Annotated in this window: 16 protein-coding genes and 2 pseudogenes; 5 read left to right on the top strand and 13 right to left on the bottom strand. The window is 66.6% G+C overall.

The annotated features are described in order from the left end of the window. Positions 1–16: 16 nt before the first annotated feature. From ADL29_RS24825 to ADL29_RS24820, 3 genes and pseudogenes are all read right to left on the bottom strand, one after another. Entirely contained in the window at positions 17–946 is a 930-nt protein-coding gene (locus ADL29_RS24825; protein WP_053925811.1) for a DUF6192 family protein, read from the bottom strand. Between the two features lie 330 nt (positions 947–1276). After that, positions 1277–1394: pseudogene (locus ADL29_RS46365) on the bottom strand (phosphorothioated DNA-binding restriction endonuclease); the annotation flags it as partial. Positions 1395–1553: 159 nt separating this feature from the next. Beyond that, positions 1554–2174, bottom strand: coding sequence for a hypothetical protein (locus tag ADL29_RS24820; RefSeq protein WP_157878564.1), 621 nt, complete (start codon positions 2172–2174; stop codon positions 1554–1556). Between the two features lie 727 nt (positions 2175–2901). Between ADL29_RS24820 and ADL29_RS24815 the strand changes: the two genes are divergently transcribed. Beyond that, entirely contained in the window at positions 2902–3405 is a 504-nt protein-coding gene (locus tag ADL29_RS24815; protein ID WP_053925809.1) for a hypothetical protein, read from the top strand. A 108-nt stretch (positions 3406–3513) separates the two neighbouring features. Here ADL29_RS24815 and ADL29_RS24810 read toward each other — a convergent pair. Further along, positions 3514–4323, bottom strand: a pseudogene (locus ADL29_RS24810) (IS630 family transposase); the annotation flags it as partial. Positions 4324–4381: 58 nt separating this feature from the next. Here ADL29_RS24810 and ADL29_RS24805 point away from each other — a divergent pair. Together ADL29_RS24805 and ADL29_RS24800 are read left to right on the top strand one after the other, a co-directional pair. Further along, positions 4382–4813, top strand: coding sequence for an LptM family lipoprotein (locus tag ADL29_RS24805; protein ID WP_053925808.1), 432 nt, complete (start codon positions 4382–4384; stop codon positions 4811–4813). Between the two features lie 236 nt (positions 4814–5049). Continuing rightward, positions 5050–5388: a cyclic-phosphate processing receiver domain-containing protein gene (locus tag ADL29_RS24800; protein ID WP_053925807.1), complete on the top strand. Its 339-nt coding sequence runs from the start codon at positions 5050–5052 to the stop codon at positions 5386–5388. Between the two features lie 333 nt (positions 5389–5721). Here the strand turns inward: ADL29_RS24800 and ADL29_RS24795 are convergent, their stop codons facing one another. The 3 genes from ADL29_RS24795 to ADL29_RS24785 all read right to left on the bottom strand — a co-directional run bounded on the left by ADL29_RS24795 (position 5722) and on the right by ADL29_RS24785 (position 12612). After that, positions 5722–9519, bottom strand: coding sequence for an AAA family ATPase (locus ADL29_RS24795; protein WP_053925806.1), 3798 nt, complete (start codon positions 9517–9519; stop codon positions 5722–5724). A 673-nt stretch (positions 9520–10192) separates the two neighbouring features. Beyond that, complete coding sequence (locus ADL29_RS24790; RefSeq protein WP_157878563.1) at positions 10193–11812, bottom strand: endonuclease NucS domain-containing protein; 1620 nt, start codon at positions 11810–11812, stop codon at positions 10193–10195. A 68-nt stretch (positions 11813–11880) separates the two neighbouring features. Continuing rightward, positions 11881–12612, bottom strand: coding sequence for a hypothetical protein (locus tag ADL29_RS24785; protein WP_063788528.1), 732 nt, complete (start codon positions 12610–12612; stop codon positions 11881–11883). Between the two features lie 173 nt (positions 12613–12785). On the opposite strand from ADL29_RS24785, the gene ADL29_RS41505 reads away from it, so the two are divergent. Next, positions 12786–13528, top strand: a protein-coding gene (locus ADL29_RS41505) for an IS5 family transposase (protein WP_425424277.1) whose coding sequence is annotated in 2 segments (ribosomal slippage) — positions 12786–13068 and positions 13068–13528 — 744 coding nt in all. Because the reading frame shifts where the segments join, the coding sequence is not laid out codon by codon here. Between the two features lie 98 nt (positions 13529–13626). On the opposite strand, the gene ADL29_RS24770 is transcribed toward ADL29_RS41505, so the two are convergent. Genes ADL29_RS24770 through ADL29_RS24760 form a run of 3 tightly spaced genes read right to left on the bottom strand, consistent with a single transcriptional unit; the run spans position 13627 to position 20401 of the window. After that, the gene (locus ADL29_RS24770) at positions 13627–15270 is read right to left on the bottom strand and encodes a type I restriction-modification system subunit M (RefSeq protein ID WP_245689612.1); all 1644 of its coding nucleotides are present in this window, start codon (positions 15268–15270) and stop codon (positions 13627–13629) included. Continuing rightward, positions 15267–16802: a restriction endonuclease subunit S gene (locus ADL29_RS41500; RefSeq protein ID WP_157878562.1), complete on the bottom strand. Its 1536-nt coding sequence runs from the start codon at positions 16800–16802 to the stop codon at positions 15267–15269. The genes ADL29_RS24770 and ADL29_RS41500 overlap by 4 nt, the downstream gene beginning before the upstream one ends. After that, on the bottom strand, positions 16799–20401 hold the full coding sequence (locus ADL29_RS24760; RefSeq protein WP_245689611.1) for a type I restriction endonuclease subunit R: 3603 nt from the start codon (positions 20399–20401) through the stop codon (positions 16799–16801). The genes ADL29_RS41500 and ADL29_RS24760 overlap by 4 nt, the downstream gene beginning before the upstream one ends. A 944-nt stretch (positions 20402–21345) precedes the next feature. Between ADL29_RS24760 and ADL29_RS43630 the strand changes: the two genes are divergently transcribed. After that, positions 21346–21771, top strand: a complete 426-nt coding sequence (locus ADL29_RS43630) for a hypothetical protein (protein ID WP_157878561.1) — start codon at positions 21346–21348, stop codon at positions 21769–21771. Positions 21772–22286: 515 nt separating this feature from the next. On the opposite strand, the gene ADL29_RS24755 is transcribed toward ADL29_RS43630, so the two are convergent. The 3 genes from ADL29_RS24755 to ADL29_RS44195 form a co-directional block, all read right to left on the bottom strand. Then, entirely contained in the window at positions 22287–22985 is a 699-nt protein-coding gene (locus ADL29_RS24755) for a thioesterase II family protein (protein WP_157878560.1), read from the bottom strand. A gap of 81 nt (positions 22986–23066) precedes the next feature. Beyond that, positions 23067–26210: a non-ribosomal peptide synthetase gene (locus tag ADL29_RS24750; RefSeq protein WP_053925801.1), complete on the bottom strand. Its 3144-nt coding sequence runs from the start codon at positions 26208–26210 to the stop codon at positions 23067–23069. After that, on the bottom strand, positions 26207–26562 hold a 356-nt coding region (locus ADL29_RS44195; protein ID WP_245689610.1), incomplete at its 5' end, for a phosphopantetheine-binding protein. The genes ADL29_RS44195 and ADL29_RS24750, both read right to left, overlap by 4 nt.

The raw sequence follows: 26562 nt of genomic DNA, 5'->3' as shown, positions 1-26562 counted from the left end.
GGCCTCGCCCGCGTCGTCACGAGTCCTCACCGCCCTCGGTCCTGAGAAGTCGAGCGAGCGCCTCGTCCATGCCGGCCCGGCCAGACGTCATCGAGTCCTCGCACCAGCTGCAGATCTCGCGGACCTTCTCCAGGCTCTCCGTGATGGCCGCCTTGCCTTCCGGGGCGAGGTTCTCGCCCTGGACGTCGAAGATCGCATCCCGCATAGACACGCAGAAGCTGGTGCACAGTCCCAAGATTCTCAAGACCGCCGGCGGAGTCTGCCGGAAGTCCACCGCGGGCTGCGCCGACGCGCCTGGATCTTCATCCACCGGTTCAGCGGCGAGTTCTCGGGCCGCTACCACCTCATCGTCGAGCTTGCGGTAGCGCTCTGCGGTCGCTTCCTTGATGGCCTTCCTCGAGCATCGGTCGTCCACAACCCGGGAGGCAACCTCTGGACGTTGCAATAGCCTGCCGACCGCATCGGCGGCCACATCGGAGTCGCGGAGAATCGATGAGACACGCTCAACCTTCTCCTCGCGGGTCACGGGATACCCCGGATCCCGCTCTGTCGCACGCAACGCCTGGTCGTACGTCCAATCGGTCGGCTCTTTGGTTACCGGGTCCGGCGGTTGCGTACGGATCAGACCAAACCGATCCGGGTGGGCGGCCAGCTCCCTGTGCACACTCCAGGCCACATCGCTACGACGCTGTTCCTCGGGCCATGCCGACGCCACGTATCTGTAGTGCTTCAGCGTCTCGAACGTCGAGCCGATCTGTCGCGCATACGCCGTGATGATCTCTGTGACCTCCCCGTGTCCCCGCCCACGGTGCACGAGCATCTCGTTGAGGGTGTCCCCCAGCGAGAACTTGGCATCGCTGATCTGCTTGATCAGCTTCCGACCCTTGCGGACGTATGCATCCCACTCGGCCTTCTCGAATCCTTCCGGAATCCCGATGGCTCCCATTTGCGTCTCCCTGACGCCGCACCTGACCACCGCTGCGCCAGGAACGCCTATACAACAACGCGCTCGCCCGCAGCGACATCGACGCAAACCATGCTCGCGCGCCACGTGTCTTCGGCAGGAGGCTCATCCGACAGCGCCATGTGGCACAGCCACACCGTCGCTGCCGCCGGAGCAGGCCACCCGCGCTGTGGGCCACCACCAGCGCCACACGAGCGCCCACGGCACATTCACGCAGTGAGCTCCGGGCGCAAACGGCCCTGTACCGGCTCACTCGGGAAGCAGCCAGACGCTGCGGGGAGCGATGGGCGGTTCGTTCGCTCGCCGTCGCTCGTCGGCGTGACGCCCGAACAGCCACAACAGCAGCAAGGGCCTCTGGGGTGCTCGCCGTCCTCCCACCGGAGCCATTTCGTAACCGTGCCAAGGCCTCGAAAAGTTCATGGCGCGTCACGCATCACACCTTATGGAGCAGGTACGACAGCCGATCTCTCTCGCCGTCCTCCCATGGATGACGCAGGGCGTGGTTGCGCCATGAGCTTCGGCGCGCCGACCCACGACGGCGGGCTGCCCGGGTGGTCTGGTTTCCGCCGAGGGCGGGACGGTGGGCTGGTCAGAACCAGATGCGGGAGGAGAGCAGTCCCAACCCCGACGCGGCTGCCTGCCGCCATACCCGCAGAGGTCCGTCTAGGAGTCCCACAGGATCCTTGTCACCGGGCCAGTCGTCAATCCGGGCCAGTGTCTGCTCACGCTCTGCGCCGACCAGCGCGAGGGCGGATTCAACCTCCGGCAGGCAGCGGCGCACCTCGGCAGCGGTCAGCACCGCATCGCCCGCCCAGCCCGGCAGCGCTCCGGCGCGTCGGGGTCCCAGACCATGGAACAGGGCCGCCACTGGGTTGTCCTTGCGGACGGATTCGACAAACGGCTCGACTGCCTCGTCGAACCGGTCCCACCACTGCATAACGTGCAGCTCGCGGGAGGAATCCAGCGCATCGAAGGCCGATTCGTTGACCATGTCGTACAGGTGCAGAGCCTCGTCGGTGTTGTAGCCGTCGGAACGCCACACCGGCACCGCCCCACCTCTGCCTACCGCCTCACGCTCCCAACGCGCCCAGGCCGCTACCGCCGACGGCCGCGCAACGGCGGCTTCAATCGCCGGCGCCGCCACCGGTGCCAGCTCTGCGACCTCTCCATCACGTAGCGCCCCCACTGCCCAGAAACCGGACATCCCCATACCGCTTCCCTTTCTCAAGATCCGAACCGAGAGCGAGCAGCACATCGGCTGCGTGGGTCTCGGCCCTCGGCCGCCGTCAACGAGTGAACTGCCCCGCGGCCTCTGTCCTTCGCCGAACAGTGGCAGGTACACAAGAATTTCGTGCTGTGCCCCGTCCTCTACTCAGCAGCCCACAACCTAGGCCAGCGACTCCACATTGCGACGGCGCGCGCTCCAGGAGCGCCACGGGCAGGTACTCCGAGTCCACCGCGACAGCCTCGTCGTAGGCGAAGCAGGTGATAGCGAACGGGCCGAGAGCCACAAGGACCTGGCCCTCCACAGCCCGGCTCTCATCGCTCCAGTACTGGTAATCCGTAGCTCTCGGGTTCGAATCCTGATGGCGGCACTAGAGATCTTTAATGGCAGGGGTTACGACGGTGTAGCGTCTAATTACTGATGGTCCTTTCCAGCAGTTGGTTTTCCCCTGTCTGGCCCGTGGGACAAGGAAGTTGGACACATCGGTGCCGTGCCGATGCCCTCCCGGCATCTCATCGAGGGAATCCTGGGTGAAAGTACGGAGGGACGATGAGTACGTGAGCGCTGCCTCCGCAGCCCGAGGGCGGCTTGGATTGACGTTATGCGTACGACACCCTCCCCGGACTCGGTAGCCGCCCCGGAACCCGGCCGACGCCGCCGGCGTGGTCCCCTCGCAGCGGTATTGATCGCCGCGGCATTCATATTGCCGTTGGTGGTTCTGGCCCAGGCCTGCGAGTCCATGGCGGGTGGACCGGTGCGATCGGCTGCCGACTACGGGAAGCACACCACCGTGACGAAGGAGGCGGGTAAGCGCACCGTCAGCCAACTGCGGCCCGCACCGTACCTGGCCGGCGCACTTCGTGGAGCTTCGCTGGAGGGAACGGCCAACGAGGAAGGCAGCCCATCCTGCAAGGACGACCTCGGAGCCGATGGTGACGGCGTCACTCGAGACCAACCCATCTACAGCTGGAAGCTTGAATTCGACAGTCGCCACGACTACCTCACGGTGGTCAAGAATCTCCGCGAGGAGTGGTCGAAACGTGGGCTCACTGTGGAGCACATCCCCGCCCCCGCGAAGGGCGAGCCCGGCCAAGGCCTTCCCGGGATCAGCACCATCGACGATCGCGGCATCAACCTGATGTTTGGGCCAGATAGGTACAGCGGCGCACCCACTGTGCGCGCCGACGGCGGCTGCATCCGCCACCTCTACCACTGACCGGTGGTTCGCGATTCCGTACTGTGCGCGGACGGCCCACAAGTCTGAGGACACGAGATCTGGAAGAACCGGCGGGACAACGACTGAGACACGCCACCGCACCGCAGGTCAGCACGTTGCTCGGGGACAGCAGGAATTGGAACCTACAGGCGGGCTGAAGTCCAGCCGGGTCTTGGCGATGAAGCCGCCGATGAGGCCGGGCTGGTACTGCATCCGTTTGAGCCGGGTCTTCACCAGCGCGGCCAGTTCGTCGATGCCGTGTCTGGCGAGGTTGGCCAGAGACCTTTTCAGGTGTGACCAGACCGCCTCGACCGGGTTGAACTCCGGCGCGTAAGGCGGCAGCTGGTAGACGGTGAGCCAACTGCGCTGCGCGATCAGCTGTCTCATCCTGGTGCTGACGTGGGTGTTCAGATTGTCCCAGACGAGCACGACCGGGCCGCCGAGCTGCTGGTGGGCGGCGTCCAGGAGCCGGGCGTAGTCGATCTCGGCGAACCCTTTCCGCCTGCCCCGGCGCGGGCCTCGGTCGACCAGGGTGCGGTAGATCAGGCGGGGCCGGCAGCCGGGTTTTGTGCAGACGAGCGCAGCCATGGACACGCGCCGGGTGCCGGCTGCGGTCACCCGCACCACGGGAGTGCGGCCTTTTCGTCCCCAGGTCCGGCCTGTGGGCGGCCTCAGCCCCTGTCCCGCCTCGTCCTCGAAGCACAGCCAGGCGCCCAGGTCCGCCACCGTCTTTTTTATGGCGGGCCAGTGCTCTTCCCTCCACTGGGCGATCTTCGCGTCGTCGCGCTCGGTGGCCCGGCGGGAGGGCATCTGCACGCTCCAGCCCAGCCGGTGCAGCAGCAGGTCGACCCCGGCCAGGGTGTAGTCGATGCCGAACCGGGTGCGGATCACCTCGGCGATCCTGGCCAGGGTCCAGCATACGCATGGCAGCCGTACGCAGAACTAAGATCACTTACTCGTCTGCAAGGGGGGAAGTATGCGCAAGATCATCAATGGGACGGCTCTGGTCCTGACCGCGGCTCTACTGACCGGTTGCGGCAGCGGCGACGGTCCGCCGCCGGCCGGCAAGTCCGCGAGCGTGAAGCCGAAGCCGGACAGCGGGAGCGGTGAGGTCAAGCACGAGGTCACCCTCGAAGTTCTTGGCCACGGTACATCGCAGGTGTACTACAACCTCAACACCAACAAGTTTGAGAAGGTGAAGCTTCCCTGGAAGAAGACCTCGACCGTCACCTTGACGACCGACGCTGAGAAGAGGATCGGCACAACGGTCTCCGTCGTCCCCGGCTCCGTGTACAACGCCGATGGCACACTGCGCGCGGCGGCCTGCGTCATCACGGTCGACGGGAAGAAGGTCGCGGACAACCAGGGTGACAAGTCCGACAAAATGTGCAAGTACGACCTGAAGTAAGGATTCGCGCTATGCGTATGCCCGAAGCTCCGGCATGGCGAACCCGAATCCCGTGAAGTCCATGTCGTTTGGGAACACCATGGGCCGGCGTTCTCAAACGACATGGCACCCCAGCAAGTCAGCAGCCCACTGGCTGCCTGAACTTCGACAGGACATCGCGCTGTTGTGGCCTGCCCACGACGCCGTCGTCGCCTGCCCCGCGGTACTCGTGGCCGCTCTACTGCGATGATGATCAGGTGAATGAGGACCCAGCCGTACCAAGGCCTGTCATCCTCGGCATTGACGACCTCCGACCGCTCCCCAGAGCTACGCGGATCGCCCGGACCAGTCGCGAAGGTATCCAGCTCCTGCAAGAGCACCACGACAGCTTCATCGACGAACTCTGGCTCGACCACGATCTCGGCGGCGACGACAGCATCATGCCCGTGGTGACCGTCATGGAAGAAGCCGCCTTCAGCGGACGGCCCTTCCACATTGGAACGATCTTCGTTCACAGCGCCAACCCCATCGGCGCCGAAACCGTCGTCCGGGCGCTCACACGCTGGAACTACCAAGTCCGCCGGACAACGGCCTAGAGAATCCGACACGGAGTTGGGGCCTCAACTTTCGACACGTCGTGAGATTGCGAGAGAAACCGCAGGCCAGAGAGGCAGCGTCCGACACGAGCCGCGAGATCCTACGGCGCCGTAACAAGATCGCCCACGGCGCAGACTTGCTCAACGATCTCAAGCAGCGCCTACCGACGTGACCTACGCCGTCGGCTTGATCGAGCGTCACTTTGGCCATCGCCGTGGTAGAAGGCTGACGTTTCCCATTGATTGGGAGGGGGTGCGACTGCTGTCCGCTGGCGCTTTGCGAATCTGCTGCGGACTGCGACGGCCCTGCCATGGCGCGGCGCGCCACGCCGCTCAGCGCTCCTGCTGTTCTACCTCTCGTTTCGGTGGCCGCCGCGCGGTCACGGTCTTCTTCGCCGTACGCCGCGGCTGCAGGATTTCGTCGCGGCCGATGGCCTGCAGGGCGCTCTCGCGCCATGCCGGCACATCCACCAAGCCGTTCTCATCACTGGTCCAGATCAGTGTGCCGCCCGGACCTCCGCCCTGGTCGAATGGCAGGATGCCCTGCTCGGCGTACCACTTCTTCTTGAGCTCCCAGGTGGATGCGTAGCGCGGGTCGTGGAGCATGCCGAGGTGCTCCCAATAGACCGTGCGGCCGCTGTGGGTGCTGATGGTGAAGTCCGGACGACGGCGGCCCCCGTCCTTGCCGTACAGGGGCTTCTCATAGGTCCATGCGCCCGGGGCGATGTCGTCGAGGATGTTCGCGACGATGACCTCGTTCTTGCTGCGGACCGGCACGCCGCTGGCGCTGATGTGCAGCATCTGGGTGTCGACCATGACCGGCGGAGCGCCGGCCCGGCCGGGGAGCTGCCGCGGGGCCGCGGGTGCCATCAGGTCGGTGAACCTGCGGGCGGTGTCGGAACTGGTCGGGTTGGTCAGCAGTAGCAGATCCTCCAGGGGCCCCTCATGGCACAGGATTACCCGGTCGGTCTGGCGGGTGAGCGCTGTATAGAGGAGCTCGCGGGACAGACTGTGCGCGGCTTCCGGAAGCATCAGAATCACGGTGCCGAACTCGCTGCCCTGGCTCTTGTGCACTGTGAGCGCCCAGGCCAGTTCCAGTGGGGGGTCATCGTCGCCGCGACCGTCGTAATAGGGGAACCACTTGCCGAGCTGGGACGAGAACTCGACATGGGCGGGAGGCCGGAAGCTCATCTTCCCGGTTTTCACCTTCCCGGTGACGACGCCAATCTCGCCGTTCGCCACATAACCCGGGTCCTTCTTCCAGATCCCAGGCACCTCACACCTGGCTCGCATATTGCGGGTATTGACGACCTTGTCCCCCAGAATGATCTGCTCCGCGCCGAGCGGCTTCGGCACTTTGGCAAACCGATGCAGCGCCTGCTGCAGGGGCTGGCTGCGGTGGCGGCGCTTGAGATGCCGGTTGAGCTCGACGGTGCCGTGCGCCCTGCCTCGCACGGGGGACAGCACCTGCCAGTTCTCGCATTCTGCCGGGGCGGTTTTGAAGTCCGGATACGTGCGATCGGGATTCTTCGTCGCACCGTACGAGTACGCGAAGCTCAGCCCGGCATCGCCGCCCGTGACCTCGAATTCCTCGCTGAGCACCTGGTCGAGCACCTGCGCCGCCGACCGGCCGTCCCAGGCGACGGCCCGCAGATGCTTCAGCCGGTCCCCGCGCCGGAGCTGGGCCCAGACCTCATCGGACCCTTCCATGAGCTCATCGCCGCTGAACCAGCGGGCCAGCAGCAGATCCTCGCGGGCCCCCGTCTCCCCACGCTGGCGACGCAGCATCGTGAGCTCTGCCCATCCCGGTGCGACACGCGGCCAGCGTGCGGGGGCGTGATCCTGCCTCGCCCTTCGCTCGATATCGACGAAGGGTCGGCCCGCCCCGATGGGCGGCAGCTGTCGCGGGTCTCCGACCAGGATGAGCCGCTGGGGCAGGATCAGCGCATCAAGCAGGGCGGCAAGCATGTCCTCGGTGAGCATCGAGGCCTCGTCCACGACGACGGTCCCGAACCGCTCGCGGGTGCTGTGCTCCCCGGTGGTCAGATATCGACCGTGCATGCCGTCGTAGCGCTGGGAGCGGCTGAGGAACTGAGCAAGGGTGTGCGCCGGGTGATCGGCCTTCTGCTCCAGCTGGACCCGTGCCTTGCCGGTCGGCGCGAGCAGCAGCAGCCCGCCGTCCGTGATCTCGGGCCGTCGTGCGAGCGCTTTGACCAAGGTGGTCTTGCCGGTGCCGGCAGGGCCGTTGAGCACGGTGAGCGGGGAACGGTAGAGCTCTTTCAGGGCAGCGGCCTTCTCCCGACGGGCGCGGATCTCTGCCGCGTGGTCCTCCGCCCCTCCGTCGGGCTCACCGAGCACGGTAGCGAGCGTGGCCTCCAGATCTTTCGGCACCGCGTGCGGCGTCGAATCCCGAAGTCTGCGAACGGCTGCACGGATCCACCCCCGCCGTCGGGTCGCGGACCGCAGCTTGTATCCGAAGGCTCCACCGGAGAGCTCGGTCCGGGTCAGCTGCGGCCAGTTCACCCCGGCGTCGTCATCCAGGGATGCGGGGTCCAGCTCGATCCCCTGCAGCACCGACACCGTGACGTCCAGCGGCCGTACGACGTTCAGCTCCGCCACCCGGCAGAGCGCATCCTCGACGGGGAGCAGCGTATGGCCCTCGTCCTCGGCCCTGCTCAGGACCGTGACAAGGGCCGCCTCGACCCGCCTCCGGTCCAGCGGACCATCCAACGGCACAGTCACCGGCAGCGGATAGCGCTCGGCAAGCCCCTGGTCAGGAAAGCAGCCGCGGTCGATGGTCTCGAAGGGGATGGGCTCACCGTCGTCGACAGTGCAGTTCACCAGGTCATAGGGATTGACCAGCAGCTCGTCCTCGAAAAGCTCGATATCGGTTTTCCGATCCAGCACCTGGTCAAGCTGCTTCCTGCCCAGGTCGAACCGGCTCAGCAGCCGTAGTGCTTGACGGCTCTGCCCGTTGGCGTGCCGCCAGATGCCCCGGCTGGTGGCCGACACCAGCCGCCGGAAATCCTCGGGCCCGCCTCGGTCTTCGAGCGCCTGCTCCAGGTCCGGCCAGGGATCGCCGCCATCGGGCACCGTCGACATGAGGGCGCGGGCGCTGAACGCAGGATGCTCGAAACCGAGGCGCCCGAGCACAGCCGGCATCCCTGGGGCAGGCCCACGGCGCCGCCATGCCATACCCAGCTGCCGGTCCAACCACTGCCGTGACCGCTCGGGCACTGAGCAACCCAGGTCCCGTGCGGCCTGCGCGGCACGCTTCAACTCCAGCAGCGCGGCCACCGCCACGTCGGCCGACACATGCTCCGTCGCGTATGAGAACTCCCGCTCCCTCTCCGGCGCCACGGCAAGCGCCGCAGCCACATCCCGCCCCTGCGCGGCAAGCCTCGCGAGCTCCTGGACGGGCAGCAGAATCCCGCCCCTGCCATCCGGCCGCAGCGTGTGCCGGATGATCGTCTCCCACATGTGGTTGGGAAAGGCGGTCCGCTCCGATCCGTTCCACCGCCCCGGCATGGTCAGCGACTCGACGCAAGCGGCTCCCACCAGCATCCGGCGCGGCTGGTCCTCGAACGGCGAGTGCTTCAGATAGAAGAACACCAACGACTGCTCGGATTGCACATGTTCGAAGAACGCCTCGATGACAGCCTGCTGGTTGTCTCCATGCAGCAGCCATCGCGGCTCGAAACCGAGCTTGTCCGCAGCGTGCTTCTCCGCCTCCCCGCAGAAGTCGAGGATCCGCTGCTCCTCAGCCATCTCCTCCGCATTCTGGCGGTTGAGCCAGTAGAACGGGATACCGTGCGCCGAGAACGGCGGAACATCCACCAGCGTCTCCGACAGCGCCGCAAGGGCCTTCTTGTGTCCGTACGGATGCGACCGCGTCAGCACGTGTCCCCGTGGGCTGAGAAAACCGCCGCCCTCAGCCAGGCAGGCCGGCTCCACCCCCAGTGCCTCGAAGCGCTTACCGGCATGCGTCACTTCGAGCGTGTCGTCCCGACCCTCGCCGATCTTCTTGAGCAGGGTGCAAGAGCTGTTCCCCAGCGGATCCTCACAGACCGTCCCGCCCCACCCGCTGTCATGCCAGGGCACGCGGACCGACAGATGCTGGACGTACGACATGCTCACGCTCCCCCAAGAACGGCCTACAGCGGAGCCAGATTAGCCTCGACCACTGACAACCCTGCTCACCACGGACGACCCCGCGCCGAGGGGCGGTCCGCCGGAATCTGGATTGCTTACCCGGAGGAGCCAGGGGTCACAGCACGGATCCACGGAACCGACGTCGCGGGCCCCGTACGATCTCGGCAGCTCACGGGGCTTACGGAGCGACCAGCCCTCGATGGCGGCTCCTGCCAAGAACTCGGCCCCGCGGCCAAGCACCGTCAGGCTACGACGTCAGCGCGACTACCGTCGGGATGACCGGATGGCCCCGGCAACCGGCTCTCCCCGCCTCCATGTCCCTCGCAGAAGACTTCTCGCAGAGAAGGCTGTTCCGGCCGCCCGCAGTGTGGACGCCCCGCCGTTGGATCTGCGCCCGTCACCGGGTACGCGGCCCCATGGCCCCGCGTACCCGGCTGAGCTGCGTAACGTCAACGGCGCTTCCTGAGCTCCCGTACGGCAGAAACGGCCCCAAAGCAGAGCCCCGCCGAAGTGGCGAAGCCGGCTGCACCCGAGCGGAGTACCGCAGGAACGCCGGCGCCCGCGAGGCTAATCGACAGCTGCCTCTCCGCTCCCACTCATTGGCTGCGCATCACCGACACGCACAGTCACCCTCGGTTGCGATTGTTGTCTACTAAACGGCATGGACGAAGGCGCGGTACTCCCTGGCCACGATCTCCGCCTCGCGGGAATGCCTGACGAGGTACTGCCTGACTGGGACGATCTCGCCATCAGCCGCGATGCTGGTGTACACCTGCGTGTACTCGCGAGGGTTTGAGGCCGAGGAGTAGACGCGGACACCCTGCTCGTGCTGCACCCAGATGCGGTGCTCGTCGGATGCAGATGCCTCAGTCCAGGCGGGGCCGATGCTTTCCAGGAGTACGTAGTGCAGCCCGAGGAGATCCAGAAGTTCGCGGTCGCGTTCCCACACTGTCCCCGCGTACACGTTGCTCATCAGGAACAGAGGGTCTCGATACACGAGCCGTACTGCATCAGGGAGCGACATGCCTTGCCCGTTCCAGCACAGGACACCACGCACTGAGCTCCGCAGCCCTTGTCGAGGTACGGCTTCACCCACGACCATCGGCAGAAGGTTCTCCATCTGGTCCGGCCAACCGTGGATGATTGCTTGCAGGAGGTCACACGGGTTGTAAACGTGCAGCCCGACGTCTCCGTCACCGACCTTAGGACTCACTTCGTCGAGCCAGCCCTCCACCAGTGACTCCCACTCATGGTTGCCGGCCAGGCTCTGCCGAATCTCCTGCCGGAACGCCTGCCAACGGCTGGCTACTTGCGGGCTGGCAGTACCTGTGTAGAGGACCTGGCTGTCTCCTCGCTCGTCTCCAGTAAGGAAGCGGAGCAGGTCCTGCTGCTCGAAGGCCGCTGTGTCGTCATAGGCGCCGGTTCCTCGGAAGCCTTGTATGGCCCAGTTGGGGTTGTCGGCGAGATTCTTCAGCAGCCCTGGCTGCGCAGATTCCATGTTCATTCCACGCATCTCGCTGCGCGCAAGGCGATTGCAGATCGCGCAAAGGGCCAGGTACTCGGCTTGGTGCTCGGTAGCAAACGGCTCCGGCCCGTCGTAACCACCTAAGAGATCCGACGCGGCGAGTTCCTTGTTCACCCGGCCCACCGCAAGGTACAGGCCGAAAGGCGCAGGGATGTAGTGCTTCTCCGCTACCCGGTCCAGATCCGCCGCCAGTAGGTCGAGCGCCCCAAGCTCGTCCGCAACCTTACTGATGATCTTCCAGCCCTGCTCGCGCTGTTCCTGAGTGGTGAAGAAGAACAGGTTGTGTATGGGGGTAACGCGGGGCTCGAACGCCCGCGGCAGAAGCTCCACCCGTTCGGTCCCTGTGGGGGCACCGCTACTGTCCAGAAGCAGCCGGTACCCGCGGAGATCATGACTCCAGTCACGCGCCGCGTGACTGACAGCGATCAGGAGTTCCTCCCAGTCATCCGGCATGGCCACGATCACGGCACGGATGCGGTCCGGCGCGAGGTTCTTCTCCCGGCAGAGAAGCTCCGTGTACTTGTTGACTTCGTGCAGGGCCTGCCGTGCACTGGACCGAGACCGCTTCAGCTCGATGACCACCCACATTTGATGGCGATCACGAGCCAGGATGTCGATGCTGCCCCGCGTGCCATGGGCATTGGGTAGCGGGTACTCCTCGAACTGAACCGGCCGGAGTCCCGGCTCAATCAACTCGAGGTTCTGTACGAGCGCGTTGCGCAGAACGTTCTCAAGAGGCGGTCGCATGACCAAAGGCTAAACCGGAGGACTGACAAGGCCCCTAGGACGAGTTCGCAGGGCTCGATGACGATCACTCAGTCGACGTGCGGCTGATCTCCACCTGGTACTTCCGAAGCCTTGGCCGGAACCGGATGCCCTGAGGTCCTGGGCGCGTCCCCCTCCAGCGCATACGCAAGCGCGAGCGCAATCCGCTCGATCCAGTTGAGGGCATCCGTGACATCAGCCTCGCCGATCGGGCGGCGCTGCTTGAGGTCGCCGTCGATCAGATCCGCGTCGTGTGCAATCTGGTTGCGGCGGCGGAGCAGCAGGATGTACTGACCGCGCAGCCGTTTCTCGTCGTATGAAGTGCGGTACTGACTCCACCGGTTGACCCACTTCGCCGCCTCCCGCCACACCTTGACATCGGTGACGAGCGCCATCACCTTCGCGATAATGTCTGGGTGCTGCAGGGTCTGGCGGGCGATGTCCTGGCGCACCCGCTCCGCGACCACCTCGGCGGTAGTCGTTTCGCCCCGCTGCACCTGCTCCACGCAGTGCAGCGGCAACGGGTAGTCACGGAGCTTCCGCGGCATGTCCGGGTCGTCCTTGGCAGCTTCCTCGGCGACCCGGCGCAACACCTCCTCCTGCACCCAGTGTTCGAGGGCGGCGATGGACTGCACCCAGGCGGCCCGGTAGAAATCGCCGGTGTCGATGCCCTTGGGGCTGAGCACCTCCAGCGCCTGCCCGGCTCGCACCATCTGGCGTGCGTACGACAAGTTCGTGACGAACGACTCGAACTGACGGGTCTGGGGGTGCGCGATGGCCATGCATACCTCTGTACGGTGCGTAGGGAGGACGAGGAACTCCGAAACGTGGACTCCTGATGTTCCCTGTACTGCACACAGGTCGGTCAAGCGGCTTTTCGGATCACGGTTGGTTTGTGACTCGATCTGATCGGTTCAGCTCCGGATCCGGCCCTCCACTCCCTTACAGCAGGCTTCTGGAGCGCTCCGCGATACGTACGGAGTCGGCCGGCTCACGTCGAAGGTGCTTGCAGGGGATCCTGTTCGTGTTGCACACCGGGATTCAGTGGGAGTGGCTTCCGCAGGAGCTGGGCTTCGGCTCGGGGATGACGTGCTGGCGTCGGCTGAGGGACTGGCACGAGGCCGGGGTGTGGGACAGCCTCCACCAGGTGCTGCTGACCGAGCTGCACCGGGCCGGGAAGCTGGACTGGTCGAGGGCGGTGATCGATGGCTCGCACCGCAGAGCCCTGAGGGGCGGCCCAAAACTGGGCCGAGCCCGGTCGACCGTGCCCGGCCCGGCTCCAAGCACCACGTGATCACCGACGCGCACGGCACACCACTGGCCATCACCCTCTCTGGCGGGAACAGGCACGACGTCACCCAGTTGCTCCCTCTGCTCGATGCGATCCCCCGTATCAGGGGACGCACGGGTCGGCCCCGCCACCGGCCCCGGCATCTGTTCGCCGACCGGGGCTACGACTTCGACAAGTACCGCAGACTGCTGTGGAAGCGGGGCATCAAGCCGGTCATCGCACGACGCGGGGTACCCCACGGCTCCGGACTCGGCGTGGTCCGCTGGGTAGTAGAGCGCACGAATGCCTGGATCCACGGCATCCGCCGCCTCCGCATCCGCTGGGAGATCTGCGACGACATCCACGAAGCCTTCCTCAAGCTCGCCTGCTATGTGATCACCTACAGACGCGTCAAGGCTTTCTGTTAGCTCTTCTTAGCCGACAGTAACCGCGCGCGAACGCCGAGGGCCGCAAGGCACTCGGCGTTGCGGCCCTCGGCGCGGTGACGCCGACCTTCCGTCCGTCGTCAGACCTCTTCTGCCTCCGGTACGTCCAGGTCCGCGCCCAGGGATTTCGCGATGGCGGTGAACTCGGCCAGGGCGGACTGGAGATCGCGCACGATCTCCTCCGCGATAACCTCCGGCTCCAGGTCGCTGTCCGCGTCCTCCAGGGCCGGGTCCTTCATCCACGTGATGTCGAGGTTGACCTTGTCGCGCCCGATCAAGTCCTCGTACGTGTACGGCTTCCAGCAGCCGTTCTCGTCCTCGTCCGCGACGCGGGCGGTCAGCGGCTCACCTGCCTTGTACCGGGCGACGAAGTCGTCCAGGTGAGCACGGGTCAGCGGGCGCTGCTTCATGGTGAAGTGCTGGCCGGTGCGGAAGTCGTAGACCCAGGTGACGGTGGTGTGCGGTTTGCCGTCGGCGCGCGGGGGCTTCTTGTCGAAGAACAGTACGTTGGCCTTGACGCCGCCCGCGTAGAAGATGCCGGTGGGCAGGCGCAGGATCGTGTGCAGGTCGAACTCGTCAAGGAGCTTGCGGCGGACCTTCTCGCCCGCGCCGCCCTCAAAAAGGACGTTGTCCGGGAGAACGACTGCAGCCCGGCCATTCACCGCGGTCAGCGACATGATGTGCTGAAGGAAGTTGAGCTGCTTGTTAGTCGTGGTGGCCGTGAAGTCGTCACGGTCATACTGGACGTCCTCCTTCTCCAGCTCACCGTCCTGGCCGATCACAGTGATCGCGGACTTCCGGCCGAAGGGCGGGTTGGCGAGGACGAGGGAGGCGTGCCGTCCGCTCGGCTTCTCGGCGAGCGCGTCGCCGACGTCGATCAGGCTCGGGCCGTCACTCTTGCCAATGCCGTGCAGCAACATGTTCATGGCGGCAAGGCGGGCGGTGCCGGTGACCAGCTCGTTGCCCCAGATCTTGGATCCGCTGTCGTACGCCTTGCGGGCGTCGATGTCCATGTCCTGGATGTGGTACCGGGTGACGTACGCGTGGGCCGCGATCAGGAAGCCACCGGTGCCGCAAGCGGGGTCGGTGATGGTGTCGTCCGGGCCCGGCCGGGTCACGTCCACCATCGCGTCGATGAGCGCGCGCGGTGTGAAGTATTGGCCGGCGCCGGTCTTGGTGTCGGAGGCGCCCTTGGCGAGCAGGCCCTCGTACGCGTCGCCTTTGAGGTCGGTGCCGGTGACCGTCCACTCCTCGCGGCCGATCAGCTCGACGACGAGCTTTTCGAGCAGGGCGGGCTTGGTGATCCGGTTCTGCGCGTCGGCGAAGATCGTGCCGATGGTGGTGTGGGGCTTACGGCCGAGGTGCTCTAGGACGGCGCGGTAGTGCGCTTCGAGCTCGCTACCACGCTTGCTGACGAGCGACTTCCAGTTGTAGTCGGCGGGCACGAGGGCGCTGAGGTCGCGGCCACCCCACTCGTCGTTCTCGATCTCGTCGACCATCTTCAGGAACAGGAGATACGAGAGCTGCTCGACGTACTCGATGGTGGACATGCCGTTGTCACGGAGGACGTTGCAGTAGTTCCAGAGCTTTGCGACCAGCGCGTTGGTCTGCGCGGCGGCCTTCTTGGACTTCGGCGTCTCGGTGAGGGGGACGTTGTCAGCGGAGGGCGTGGCAGCGTCGTCCGCGGTGGTCTCAGGGGCGGTATCGGATGCGAGCACGGTCACTGGTCGAACAACTCCTGCTGAACGGAGGTGGCGGGGGCGGGGGTTGGAGCGGGGGCGGCCTTCGTCGCCACTGCGGCAGCGGTCGCCTTACGCGGGCGAGCGGCCCGCTTGGCCGCCTTGCGGACGGGCTTGGCGGCCTCGCGCTCGGCGGCGATGCGGGCAAGGAGCGTGGCGGCGGGCTCGTCGGCGGGATCCTGCGGGACCAGGCCGCCGACGAATGCTCTCCCTAGTAGGGCCGTGCGCAATTCCGTGGCCCTAATCCGCGAATTCGCGACAGCGCCCCTCACGTTCTCACTCAGAGTCAACCATTGCTCTGCCGCCTCGTTGAGCTTCTCTTGCTCATCAATTGGCGGGCAAGGAATCGGCAGATCACGGCACGTCGACACCGCAATGTTGAATTGCCCGGCTGTGGCCTTCGAAGTCCGCTTAAGCATACCCAAAATGTAAGGTGACGAAAGAACGAGAGTCAGCCATCGCGGCGTCAGGTCAGGACCGGCACGGAACGACACAATTGCCTGATTAATGTTCCATTCAGGGTACACATCAGGAACCATGGCCGTCTTCCCCAGGGGTGGGCCAACGATATTCGTCAGAACATCTCCAGGAAGGACCCTGGATCGCTTAAGTAGGCCCTCGTGCGTCTCCACTCCTACGAAGGTTGGATCGACAGAGAAGTCAACAAATCCACCTTGTGAAATATTGTATACCTTCAAGAAGGGGACATCTCCGCTCCCTGGCGACATAAGGTGAGCCTTTGGCGTTGAGCCACTCACAATCTGTTCGCATACCGCAGAGGCTCGACGCCACTTCCACCCATGCGGAAGCTCAATAAGATTCCCCTCATCAAAGCGTCCGGTTTTTGATTCCTCCAAGGAATCGAGGTCTTCCGTGCCGCTTCGCCTCATGCTCCGGCCAACCGCAAGGATATTCAGCCACTTCTTTTCCAGCCCTGCGCTACGCCGAATCACTGAAGAAAGCTGCGCCTCTGCTGCGTCGAGACGGGAGAGCTGCTCTTCGAGGGCCTCGACGATGCGGTGCTGTTCAGCGAATGGAGGGACTGGAACTCGCATGTCCATTAGCGCCGGGGTCGACAAGGATGCGACCGTAGTCCCCGCCTTTCGGCATTCACCAAGAATCTTCCGCTCGTAGCGGCGAAGGGCCCACGCAATCCATTCAGGCAGCACGCCAGAATACGCAACGACAGCCTTCATGTCTTGGTTCAGTGTCGTCGCGAAAGGAACCGAAGCGACCGGCACCGAGTGCTCGAGAACCCCGGAACGAACCACGATCGCAACAGAGTTGCGTGGCACCATTCGGACAGAGGACTCGTTTACAGCTCGCTCCGTGATGCGATCCTGAACATCCGCAAGCCGCTCTGACTTCATATCCTTCGGGGAGAGCCAGGGAACGTCTCCCCCTTCCCAGTAGTCAGGCTCCTTCTTCGAAGGTGTGCCGCCGCCGAACCACTCACCAAGGTCCCCAAGGCGCGCCCAAACCCACCCCTCCGGCAACCCGCCCATACCCTCGCTCAAGCCAATTCCCGATTCAGTTCATCCAACATTTCCAGTGCCTGGTTTTTGCCACCAAAGGCGTTCGCGAAGCCTGGGCCGCCGCCCTTTTCGGAGAACGGCATGTGGCCGAAGTCCTCGCGTTCCATGCCCAGGTCGACCACGATCGCGTCCTTGATTCGGCGCAGCCACCACAGCTGGTCATCTGTGAATTCCGCACCCGCCTGGCTCTGCCGCAACAGCCAGCCCTCGAAGCGCTCCTCGACCACCGTACGGTACGGGCGCAGCTGGTCGTCCGCGCCGAGCGTGTAGCGGACGAGGTTCATGAGGTCGCCCAGACCGGCCGACTTCGTCAGCGACTCGGCCGCCTCGCCGACCAGCTCGTAGTGGTCCCAGATAACCTTCGGTGTCCAGGTCCGCTTGGTCGCCTTGATGGAGGCCATCAGCTCCTTCAAGTGGGCCCGCGCCTCTTGCGGCCGGACCCGCGTTCCGCTGCCGAGGATCACCTGGAGGGCGATCGCCTCCGCCGCCGCCTCGTCCCGCTTGCGGCTCTCCAGGAGCTGGCGCCACTCCGCCAGCTCCTTCACCGCCCGCTCCTCCCTCGGGATCTCGTTCACCTTCAGTGTGACCTCGGTCGTCGCGTCGTACGTGAGGTCGTGCTGCTGTTTGATGCCGATGATCAGCTTCCGCAGTTCCGGGTGGGTGGTCAGGGTCTCGACCGAGTCGTGGACCAGCCGCCGCGCGCGATCCGCGCCGCCCTCCCGGTACGCCCGGTCCTGGGTGTCGACGTCTACCGCGTTGGTGATCTTCCGGACCATGTCCGCCAGTGGCACCCCGCCCGACGCCTGCTCGATCCGCTCCCGCTCCTCCTTGGTGAGCTTGCGGTCAAGCCGGGCGAGCCGACGCCCGAGTGTCTCGGCCTGCTCGGCCGTCAGCGAGCGGCTACCTGCCTTGTCCATCAGCTTGGTCAGGCTGAGACTGCCGCCGTCCGGCGGCAGCATCGGGCGGGTGTCGACCAGCGGCGAGGCGGTGACGCCCACCGCGTCGACCAGGACGAAACGGTCCTTAGCGAGGTCGGCGGCCGGGTCCGGGGTGACCGCCTTCAGGTCGTCGGCGTCGATCGTGCGGGCGCCGCGTCCCTTCATCTGCTCGAAGAGGACGGGGCTGCGGACAGCCCGCAGGAAGATCACGCACTCCAGGGCCTTGACGTCCGTACCCGTGGCGATCATGTCGACCGTGACGGCGACCCGCAGCAACGGCGAGTTCCGCAGGTCGTTGACGAGCTGCTCGGGGTCGTCGCCCTTGTCCCGGGAGCGGTAGGTGATCTTCTTGGCGAAGGCGTCTCCGCGCCCGAAGACCTCCTTGACCTGCTTCAACACCTCGTCCGCATGGTCGTCGCTCGCCGCGAAGACCAGCGTCTTGGGCAGTTCGGTCCGGCCCGGGAACCAGCGCTGCCAGTTGTTCTTGTACGCGGTGAGGACGGCCCTGATCTCGTCCTCGGCGATCACCGTGCGGCCGATCTGGCCGACCGTGTACACGAAGTCCTCGTCCAGCTCCTCGTAACGCTGGGCGCGAGTCTTGCGGTCGCGGATACGGACCGTCGTCCCCTTGTCGATCTTCGCACCGCCGTCCTCCCGTATCGAGGAGTCCATGGTGACCACGTCGAAGTCGACGTTGACGCCGTCGGCGACGGCCTGCTCGTAGGTGTACTCGGAGACCATGTTGCCGTCGAAGAAGCCCTTGGTCTGCCGGGTAGGGGTGGCGGTGAGGCCGACCAGGTGGGCGTCGAAGTAGTCCAGGACACCGCGCCACAGGCCATAAATGGAGCGGTGGCACTCGTCGATGACGATCAAGTCGAAGGACTCGATCGGAACGGCCAGGTTGTACTCGACGGTGACCGGGCGGTCGGTCATGTAGTTCTCGTCGAGAGTGGAGGAGTCCTCGCGGTCCTCTGCCTCAGCGGTGTCCTCCAGCGGCTCGCCCTTGAGGAGCGCGTACATGCGCTGGATGGTGGAGACGACGACGGAGGACGTCTCCTGGAGACCGGACCGGCCGAGCGAGTCGACGTTGTAGAGGTCGGTGAACTTGCGGTTCTCGTCCGGCGCCTTGTAGCGGTCGAACTCGGCCTTGGCCTGGCGGCCGAGGTTGTTGCGGTCGACGAGGAAGAGGATGCGGCGCGCACGCGCGTGCTTGAGCAGCCGGTACGACTCGGTGACCGCGGTGTAGGTCTTGCCCGCGCCGGTGGCCATCTGGATCAGTGCGCGCGGCTTGTCCTGGGCGAGTGAACTCTCCAGGCCGACGACCGCCTCCTCCTGGGCCGTACGCAGGTCGTGCGACTCCAGGACCGGCAGCGCGGTGCGCAGGGCGGCCCGGAAAGTCGGGGTGTCCGGGTGCTCGGTGGCTCGCTTCATCCAGGCGGCGAAGGTCTCCGGGCGGTGGAAGGCGAAGACGGACCGGGAGCGGGCGTGCGGGTCGAGGAGGTTGAGGAAGAACGTCTCGGCGCCGGTGGTGGCGTAGCGGAAGGCGAACGGTTCCCCCTCGCGCCAGACCGCCATGGAGTGTTCTTTGAGGACGCCGCCCGCGTACCGCTCGTTCTGGGCGAGGGCGCCGGCTAGGGCGGTGCCCTCGCGCTTGGCCTCGATGACGCCGACGATCATGCCGTCGACGTAGAGGACATAGTCGGCGCGGCCGGTGGTCAGGGTGAACTCGCGGACCGCGACACCCTGGGAGGCAAGTGGGTTGAGGTCGCCGTAGTCCTGGACCATCCAACCCGCCTGGGTGAGCATCTCGTCGATACGGACGCGGGCCTGCACCTCGTTAAGCGGTTCGGGCCGCTGGGCGCGGGCGACGATCGCCTCACGGGCGTTGACGGTGACCGGCCGGGGCTTGAGGCGCTCCTGGTCGTAACGGTCCTGGTGGGCGCGCCGGAGCCGCTCGATCTCGTCCCGGTGGCGAGCCACCTCCGCCTCAGACTCGGCACGGGCCCGCTCGGCGGCCTCCGTCAGCCGCTCGGCTTCCTCCCGGCCACGCCGCTCGGCCTCCAGCCGGTCACCGACCTCGCTGAGGCGGGTGCGGGACTCGGCGAGGGTGCGCTGGTAGTGATCGAGCGCTTCACGGAGCTCGGCCAGCTCGGCGGAGCCACCCGCCACCTCGCTCGGCAGCTGGGGCGGCACGAACGCGGCGATTTCTCGTACGTTGTCGATCGCGCGGGAGAAGAACTGGCCAAGCTGGAAGCAGAGTTCGACGGCCTTGAGGGCCTTGCTGGTGTCGAAGAGGTGGTTGTGGGCGGCGTCGTTGCGCCCCCGGCGGAGCGTGTCGAAGGCGTCCCGGGTGCGGCCGGGGAGCAGGCCAGCGCGCTGGAGTCCGGCCAGCCGGTCGATCTGCCGGGCTCCCTCGACGCGCACCCCAGCCCGCTGCACCAGCTCTTCGGCGAGCACCTCACCGAACTGGCCGGAGGCGACGTACGAGACGTTGGGGTTGGTGAAGACGGACTGCTCGGCCTGTGCGCCGTAGATCGCCAGCAAGGGCTGCATCGCGTAGAGCCGCCCGAAGTTGGGAGACCTCCGGGCCGCTGTCTTCAGCTGTTCCGGGACTTCCTCACGACGCCGTGCCTGCCCGCTCATACGCTGCCGCTCCTCGACCAGGCCACATCCGGCCCTCACCTGTAATCAAGACCTCTCAGCTTATGCCTAACCGAGCGCTCCATTCCGATAAATGACCCGACCACGACAAGACCGACGGTGCCGCACCCCGCTGCCTGCAGAGCGTCAGACCAACACGCCCGCCTCGAGCACCAGGCCCGCCCTGCCGCGAGTTGCCGTCAGACCTTGCGCTGAGATCGCAATGTCAGCACGGGACAGCATCCTGGGGGCCACAGGTGCCGACGGGTGGTCGATTCCGGCCCTCCGGGGCAGCATCCAGGACCAAGAGCACCACCAGACCTCAATGAGTCACAAAAGGGGCCCATCCCGGAGTGACGGACCCCTTCTGACCTGCAGCTTTACAGGACGATGGATTTACTTTAACTTTCAATTAAATCTGAAGCGGAACTCGACGACACCCGGTGATCAGCTCGTCCGTTCGGCAAGCAGACCGCTGCAGCCACGCGCAACAAACCACTGGCAGAGCACAGGACATACAGCACGTTCCCTAGCGGCTCTCCTCAAGGGGTCGGTCTGCCCCTGGACCTCACACCTGCACCCCGCCCTCAAACCTACGCCCCGCCCTCGCACCCTCGGCCTGAGGTCGCCGCATGTACATCCCAGTGCACATCCAGTGCACATCAGCCCGGGAACTCCCGGGAAACCCCAGGTCAGAGAGGGCACTCCGATGAGGCCCCCGAAGGCCCCACCAAAGACGTTCCCCCAGGTCAGAGCAGGAAAAGCGGACGAGTCGGCCTGTACGCCGGGATATCTGCATGGCCCACTCCACGCGAGCGGACGTGATCAGAGGTCGGCGATCGGATGCCCTCCGAAGGGCATGGGGAGGGGGCCGCTTGCGCCGCATGCCTAGCCGCGCGTCGGCTGCGCGGGACTACGCTAGCCGTAGCTCCTCCCACATCACCGGCATGCGCGTATGGTTCAACTCGGCCCTCGGACACAGAATTTTCACCAACGAAGTGCTGGTGGGGAGCGATCCCGACCAGCACTTTGCGTTGTCCGGGCTGGTAGGTCATATGGAGCCCGAGCGCCCGGTAGAGACGGATCTTCTGCCCTCCCTCGACGCTACGCAGCGCGTCCAGGGTATCTCCGGCCGCGTCGACCAGCTCGGCGATTCGCTCGCGGGAGAGGACACGGCTCTTGGGCGGGCTCAGCTGGGCCGCGGCGGTGGCGCGACGGGCTTCGGTTTCGCTGATCCACTCGGCGACGGTCTTGGAGGCAGCGGATCCGGAATCGATGAGGTTCCGGTAGCGGGTGAGCTTCTCGTCGCAGTTCCGGACGACGGCAGCAGCCTCGGTGGATGTGTCGGCCGAGGATGTTGCGGGGATGGTTGACCTTGTTCGCCAGCGCGTACTCCTCGGGAAACGTCGCGAACAGTCGCTGGACATGGAACCAGAGCGTGCCGTGGAAATATCTCCTGACGGCCGAGGGCAGCGACGGCGACGAACAGCTGTGGGGGCGGCGCCGGAGACCAGGCAAAGAGGGCTTCGCCCTGCTGCTGATCTGTCGGAAGGACGGTGGAATGTTCGAGACAGCAGCCGTCGGAGGCGATGACCCGCAGACGGTCCGCGCCCGGGTGCGTGGCCGGGGCCGGCGGTTGGGGCATCGACGGCTTCGGCGAGGCTGTGGCCCAGCCCGCGGGCGCTGAATTTGGTGACACGGCTGAGGTCTCATGTACCGGCCATGCCTTCGACCAGCCAGGATCGACGCATCCGTGTGACCGGCCTGCCGCGACGAGGCGGCGTTTGGGTACCTCTGTGCCGGGGTGGTCCTCTTCGGGGCGGGCGCGACCACTGCCGTCCTCGTGCTCGGGTCTGTGCAGCTGCGGAGGCACGTGGAGGATCTGTCGTCAGCGCGAGAGGATCGCGTCGACCTGTGACCAGAGCCCTGTCCAGTCCTCGGAGAGGAACATGTGGCCGCCCGGTACCTCGATGAGTTCATGGCCCACGGTGGTGTGCTCGGACCAAGCCTCGGCGGCGGACCTGGGCACCAGAGTGTCGTCCACCCCGCGCAGGATGGTGATCGGTATCGGCAACGGCGTGATGTCCACCGGCTGGTACGTCTCGTTGATCGTCATGTCGGCGCGGAGCGCTGGGACGAGAAGTTCCCGCAGGTCGGGGTCGGCGAGCGCCTCGTGGTCGTAGCCCGCCAGGCCGCTGACACCGGCGGCCAGTTCGTCGTCGGACAGGTCGTGGACGCCGAGGTAGGGGCGGGGGAGGCCGGGGGCGGCGGCGCCGCTGACGATCAGGTGCTGGGGGGAGCCCATGCACCTTGCTGTCATCAGGCGCGCGGTTTCGTAGGCCAGTATGGCGCCGAAGCTGTGTCCGAAGAGGGCGAACGGGCGGTCCTCAGCGGCGGCCAGTACCTTTTCGGCGCAGCCCGCGGCCGCCTCGTCAATGGTGGTGTACGGGTCTTCGATGAAGCGTTCCTCGCGGCCGGGCAGTTGGATCGGTGTGACCTGGAAGGCCCGGGTCGTGTGATTCTGCCAGGGCCGGAACAGGCTGGCGCCGGCACCGGCGAACGGCAGGCACATGAGAGGAACGGTCACAGCAAGTCTCCTTGACTCAGGGGGCGCTCCGGCTACTCCGCGGGGCCCCGAAGTACGGCGGGGGCGGTCGCCAGGGGCTGGTCAGCGGCTCCGGCGGGGGCGTGCCCCCCAGCCGGACAGGGCCCGGGCGCGTTCCGTGCCTCGGCCCTCGGCAGGGGAGGCGGGAGCGGGCCCGGGAGGCGTTGCCGTCCGCGTCCGGGCGAGGTGGGTGGCGAGCTTCCGTACGGTCGTGTGGTGGAAGAGATCGGCTGCCTGCAACGCGGGGAAGGAGCCGCTGAGGGCGGCGAATATGCGCAGGGCGCCGTGGGAGTTCCCGCCCAGCTCGAAGAAGCTCGCGTCCAGGTCGGTGACGGGCTTCCCGAGCACATGGCTCCAGACGTCGGTCACGTGGGCCAGCAGCAGTGGCGCGGTCGCCGGTCCGCGTGACGGCTGCGGGACGCTGTCCGCCGCTTCAGCCCACATCCGTAGCGTCGTGCGGTCCAGCTTGCCGTTGGGCAGCTGCGGGAGCCGCGGCACGGTACGCCAGACGGTCGGGATCACCGCGGCGGGGAGCCAGGCTGCGGCGTGTCGGCACACGGAGTCGATGAAGGCGGCCGCGGGAACGGATGGCGTGGAGGCAGCTTCCGGTGGTGCTGCTACGGCCGCGGGTTCGTCAGCGGTGACGAGAAAGGCCGTGATCAGGCTCTGCTCAGGGAGTACGACGACCGCCGCGTCGTGGACGTCCGGCGTGGCCCGGAGCGCCGACTCGATTTCTTCGGTTTCGACACGCTGGCCGAGGATCTTGACCTGGTTGTCTTCGCGGCCCAGGAAGCGCAGGCCGTGTTCGGGGTCGAGTACGGCGCCGTCGCCGGTGTCATAGGTGAGGTCTGCCGAGTCCGGCGAGAGGGGACGGAAACGCTCGGCGGTCAGCTCCGGGCGGCGCCAGTAGCCGACGCCGACGCCGGAGCCGGAGACCCGCAGCCGACCGGGGCAACCGGGAGGCACCGGACGTCCGTTCGCGTTGACGACATGGCAGCGCTCGCCGGCGAGAGGGCGGCCGATGTGGACGGGGGAGCCCGCCCGGACCCTCCACAGCGTCGACCATACGGTGGTCTCCGTCGGCCCGTAACAGTTGAAGACCGGACCGGGGACAAGGCCGGCGAGGTCGTCCGCCAGATCGGAAGGGAGCGGTTCACCGCCCAGCAGCAGGGAGCCCAGCCGTCCGAGGAGTTGCCGGCCTTCCGGGTCGGCCGCGAGGATCCGGGCGGCCGTGGGGGTGCACTGGTAGAGCGCACCGTCGGGGACGGCGTCCTGCCGCACACGCCGGTGACCGGTGACGAACACGGAGCGACCGCGTGCCAGCGGCCAGAACAGTTCCAGGGCGCTGATGTCGAACGACAGGCTGGTACCGGCGACGGTCACCGCGGGCGGGCCGCCCAACTCCCGGTCGAACGCCGCGAAGAGGGCGGAGAGGTTGGCGTGCCGGATCAGGACGCCTTTGGGGCGGCCGGTGGAGCCGGAGGTGTAGATGAGGTAGGCGGCATCCTGACTGCTGACCTCGGGCCAGGCGGCCGGCAGAGTCGCGCCCGACGCGCCGGTGCTCACCCGGCGGACTCCGGGTACTACGTCGTCGTCGGAGATCAGGGCTGTCAGCTCGGCGTCGTCGGCCATGTACCGGAGCCGGTCGGCCGGGTACTCCGGGTCCAGGGGAACATAGGCCGCTCCGGCTCGCCACACTGCGATCAGCGCGACCACCATGTCGATTCCGCGGGGCAGGCACACCCCGACATGGGCGCCCGGCCGGACTCCCACGGCCGTCAGTTCGGCGGCCAGCCTACGGGCGCGGTGGTCCAACTCGGCGTAGCCGACGGACTCCCCGTTCGCGGTGACCGCCACTGCGTCTGGCGTCCGGCGTGCTTGTTCAGCGACCAGTTCGTGCACCGGGCGGCCGGTGACGGTCGCTGACTCCGCTGTGAGGAGGGCGAGTTCAGCGATCTCGTCGGTACCCAGGAGGGGCACCTCGGCGAGCGGACGTGCGGTTTCCGACGTAAGGGCGGCCAGAGCCCGTACGAGGTGATCCGCCACGCGTTCGGCCGTGACCGTGGACATCGCCGCTGCCGGGTACTCGACAGCCAGGGACAGCCGGCCCTCGGCCGAGTGGAGCAGGGCCAGACTGAGGTCGTACTCCACCGCGGTGCCCGGTGGTTCCGCCATCTGCCAGCGCAGGCCCGCCGCGTTCGTCGGCGGTGCCACCCTGCCCTGTGCGCACAGGATCTGGGTGAGGGGCTTGTGCCCCGGCCGCCGTGCGGCACCCGAGACCGTGAGGATCTCCTCGATCGGCAGATCGGCGTGCTCGACGGCGTCGTACAGCGCGTCCAGCGTGCGGTCGAGGAGGCCCGCCGTGTCGGCGCCGGCCAGGTCGAGCCGTACCGGAACGGTGTTCTGGACACAGCCGATGACGTTCTGGTCACTCGCCGTGCGGCCGCCGGTGACGGTGGCGATCACGACGTCGTCCCGCCCGAGGTACCAGCCGACCACCATCCCGGCGGCGGCGATCAGCTGGGTGAACGGTGTTGCGCCGTACTCGCGGGCACAAGCCGTCATCCGGTCCGTGAGGGTTCTGTCCAGGGGTAGTACGAGCGAGCCTCGTTCCCTCCGCCGGGTGTCCTCCAGCTGCGGGAGCCCGGTGTCCTGCGGGCATCCGTCGAGGGCGCGGGCCCAGAACGTGCGCAGGACGGCGAGCCGGTCCGCGTCGGGCGCCGGGGCGGGGTCACCTGCCGGCGGCACGGATGCCGGTCCATGCTCGTAGGCGGTGATGAGTGCCCGCAGAAGAATGTCTGCGGAGTCGTCGTCGAAGACCGCGTGGTGGACGCCGAAGAGGCAGTGTGCACGGTCGGGCCCGATGACCACCCGCACGCGGCACAACGGTCCGCCGCCGTGCACGAACCGGGCGCCTGCCCAGTGGGATGCTTCCTGCAGCACGGCCGGCTCCCCGGCGTGGTCGGTGTGCTGGACGGACAACTCCACGTCGGCCGCCGGGTGGACCTGCTGCTGCAGGCCGTCCTCCTCCAGGTGCAGCGACGTGCGCAGTGCCGGTTGCGCCTCCAGTACTGTGCGGACCGCCGTCACCAGCCGGTGGGCCGCGACGGGGCCGTCCACGGTCACCCGCTTGACCAACGTGGCCCTGCCCGCCTGCTGGTCGAGCAGGAAGAAGCGGAGCTGCCCCGCACTGGCCGGTCGAGTCACGAGGTGGTCTCCCTTGTGGTGCTCCGACGGGATCGGAGGAGTTCTGCCATCGCGGAGAGCGAGGAGTTCAGGTAGAGGTCCCGCAGCGTGACCGGGGGCAGGCCCGCTTCGTTGAGTGCGGTCTTGAGGTGCGCTGCCAGCAGGGAGTTGCCGCCGAGCTCGAAGAAGTTGTCGTCGGGGCCGACTGATGTGCCCAGGAGCTTCTCCCAGACTTCGGCGATCAGCTCGGCCACTGGCTGCGGCCCGTCTTCCGGAACCTGCTGGAATGCACGGTTCGCTCGGGTCTCCGATGCCGGTGTTGTTTGTGGTGGGGGGAGTTGGTGGGGGTCGAGTTTGCCGTTGGGGGTGAGGG

Source organism: Streptomyces chattanoogensis (assembly GCF_001294335.1).
Lineage (GTDB): Bacteria > Actinomycetota > Actinomycetes > Streptomycetales > Streptomycetaceae > Streptomyces > Streptomyces chattanoogensis.
The sequence above is the reverse complement of the archived record's forward strand: the minus strand, read 5'-3'. Positions and strand labels throughout refer to the sequence as shown.

Bases quoted from the DNA above. Each gene is read 5' to 3' on its own strand.
- ADL29_RS24795 (WP_053925806.1), bottom strand. From the start codon at position 9,519: ATGTCGTACGTCCAGCATCTGTCGGTCCGCGTGCCCTGGCATGACAGC.
- ADL29_RS24760 (WP_245689611.1), bottom strand. From the start codon at position 20,401: ATGAGCGGGCAGGCACGGCGTCGTGAGGAAGTCCCGGAACAGCTGAAG.
- ADL29_RS24825 (WP_053925811.1), bottom strand. From the start codon at position 946: ATGGGAGCCATCGGGATTCCGGAAGGATTCGAGAAGGCCGAGTGGGAT.
- ADL29_RS43630 (WP_157878561.1), top strand. From the start codon at position 21,346: ATGCGCGTATGGTTCAACTCGGCCCTCGGACACAGAATTTTCACCAAC.
- ADL29_RS24790 (WP_157878563.1), bottom strand. From the start codon at position 11,812: ATGCGACCGCCTCTTGAGAACGTTCTGCGCAACGCGCTCGTACAGAAC.
- ADL29_RS24785 (WP_063788528.1), bottom strand. From the start codon at position 12,612: ATGGCCATCGCGCACCCCCAGACCCGTCAGTTCGAGTCGTTCGTCACG.
- ADL29_RS24805 (WP_053925808.1), top strand. From the start codon at position 4,382: ATGCGCAAGATCATCAATGGGACGGCTCTGGTCCTGACCGCGGCTCTA.
- ADL29_RS24820 (WP_157878564.1), bottom strand. From the start codon at position 2,174: ATGGGGATGTCCGGTTTCTGGGCAGTGGGGGCGCTACGTGATGGAGAG.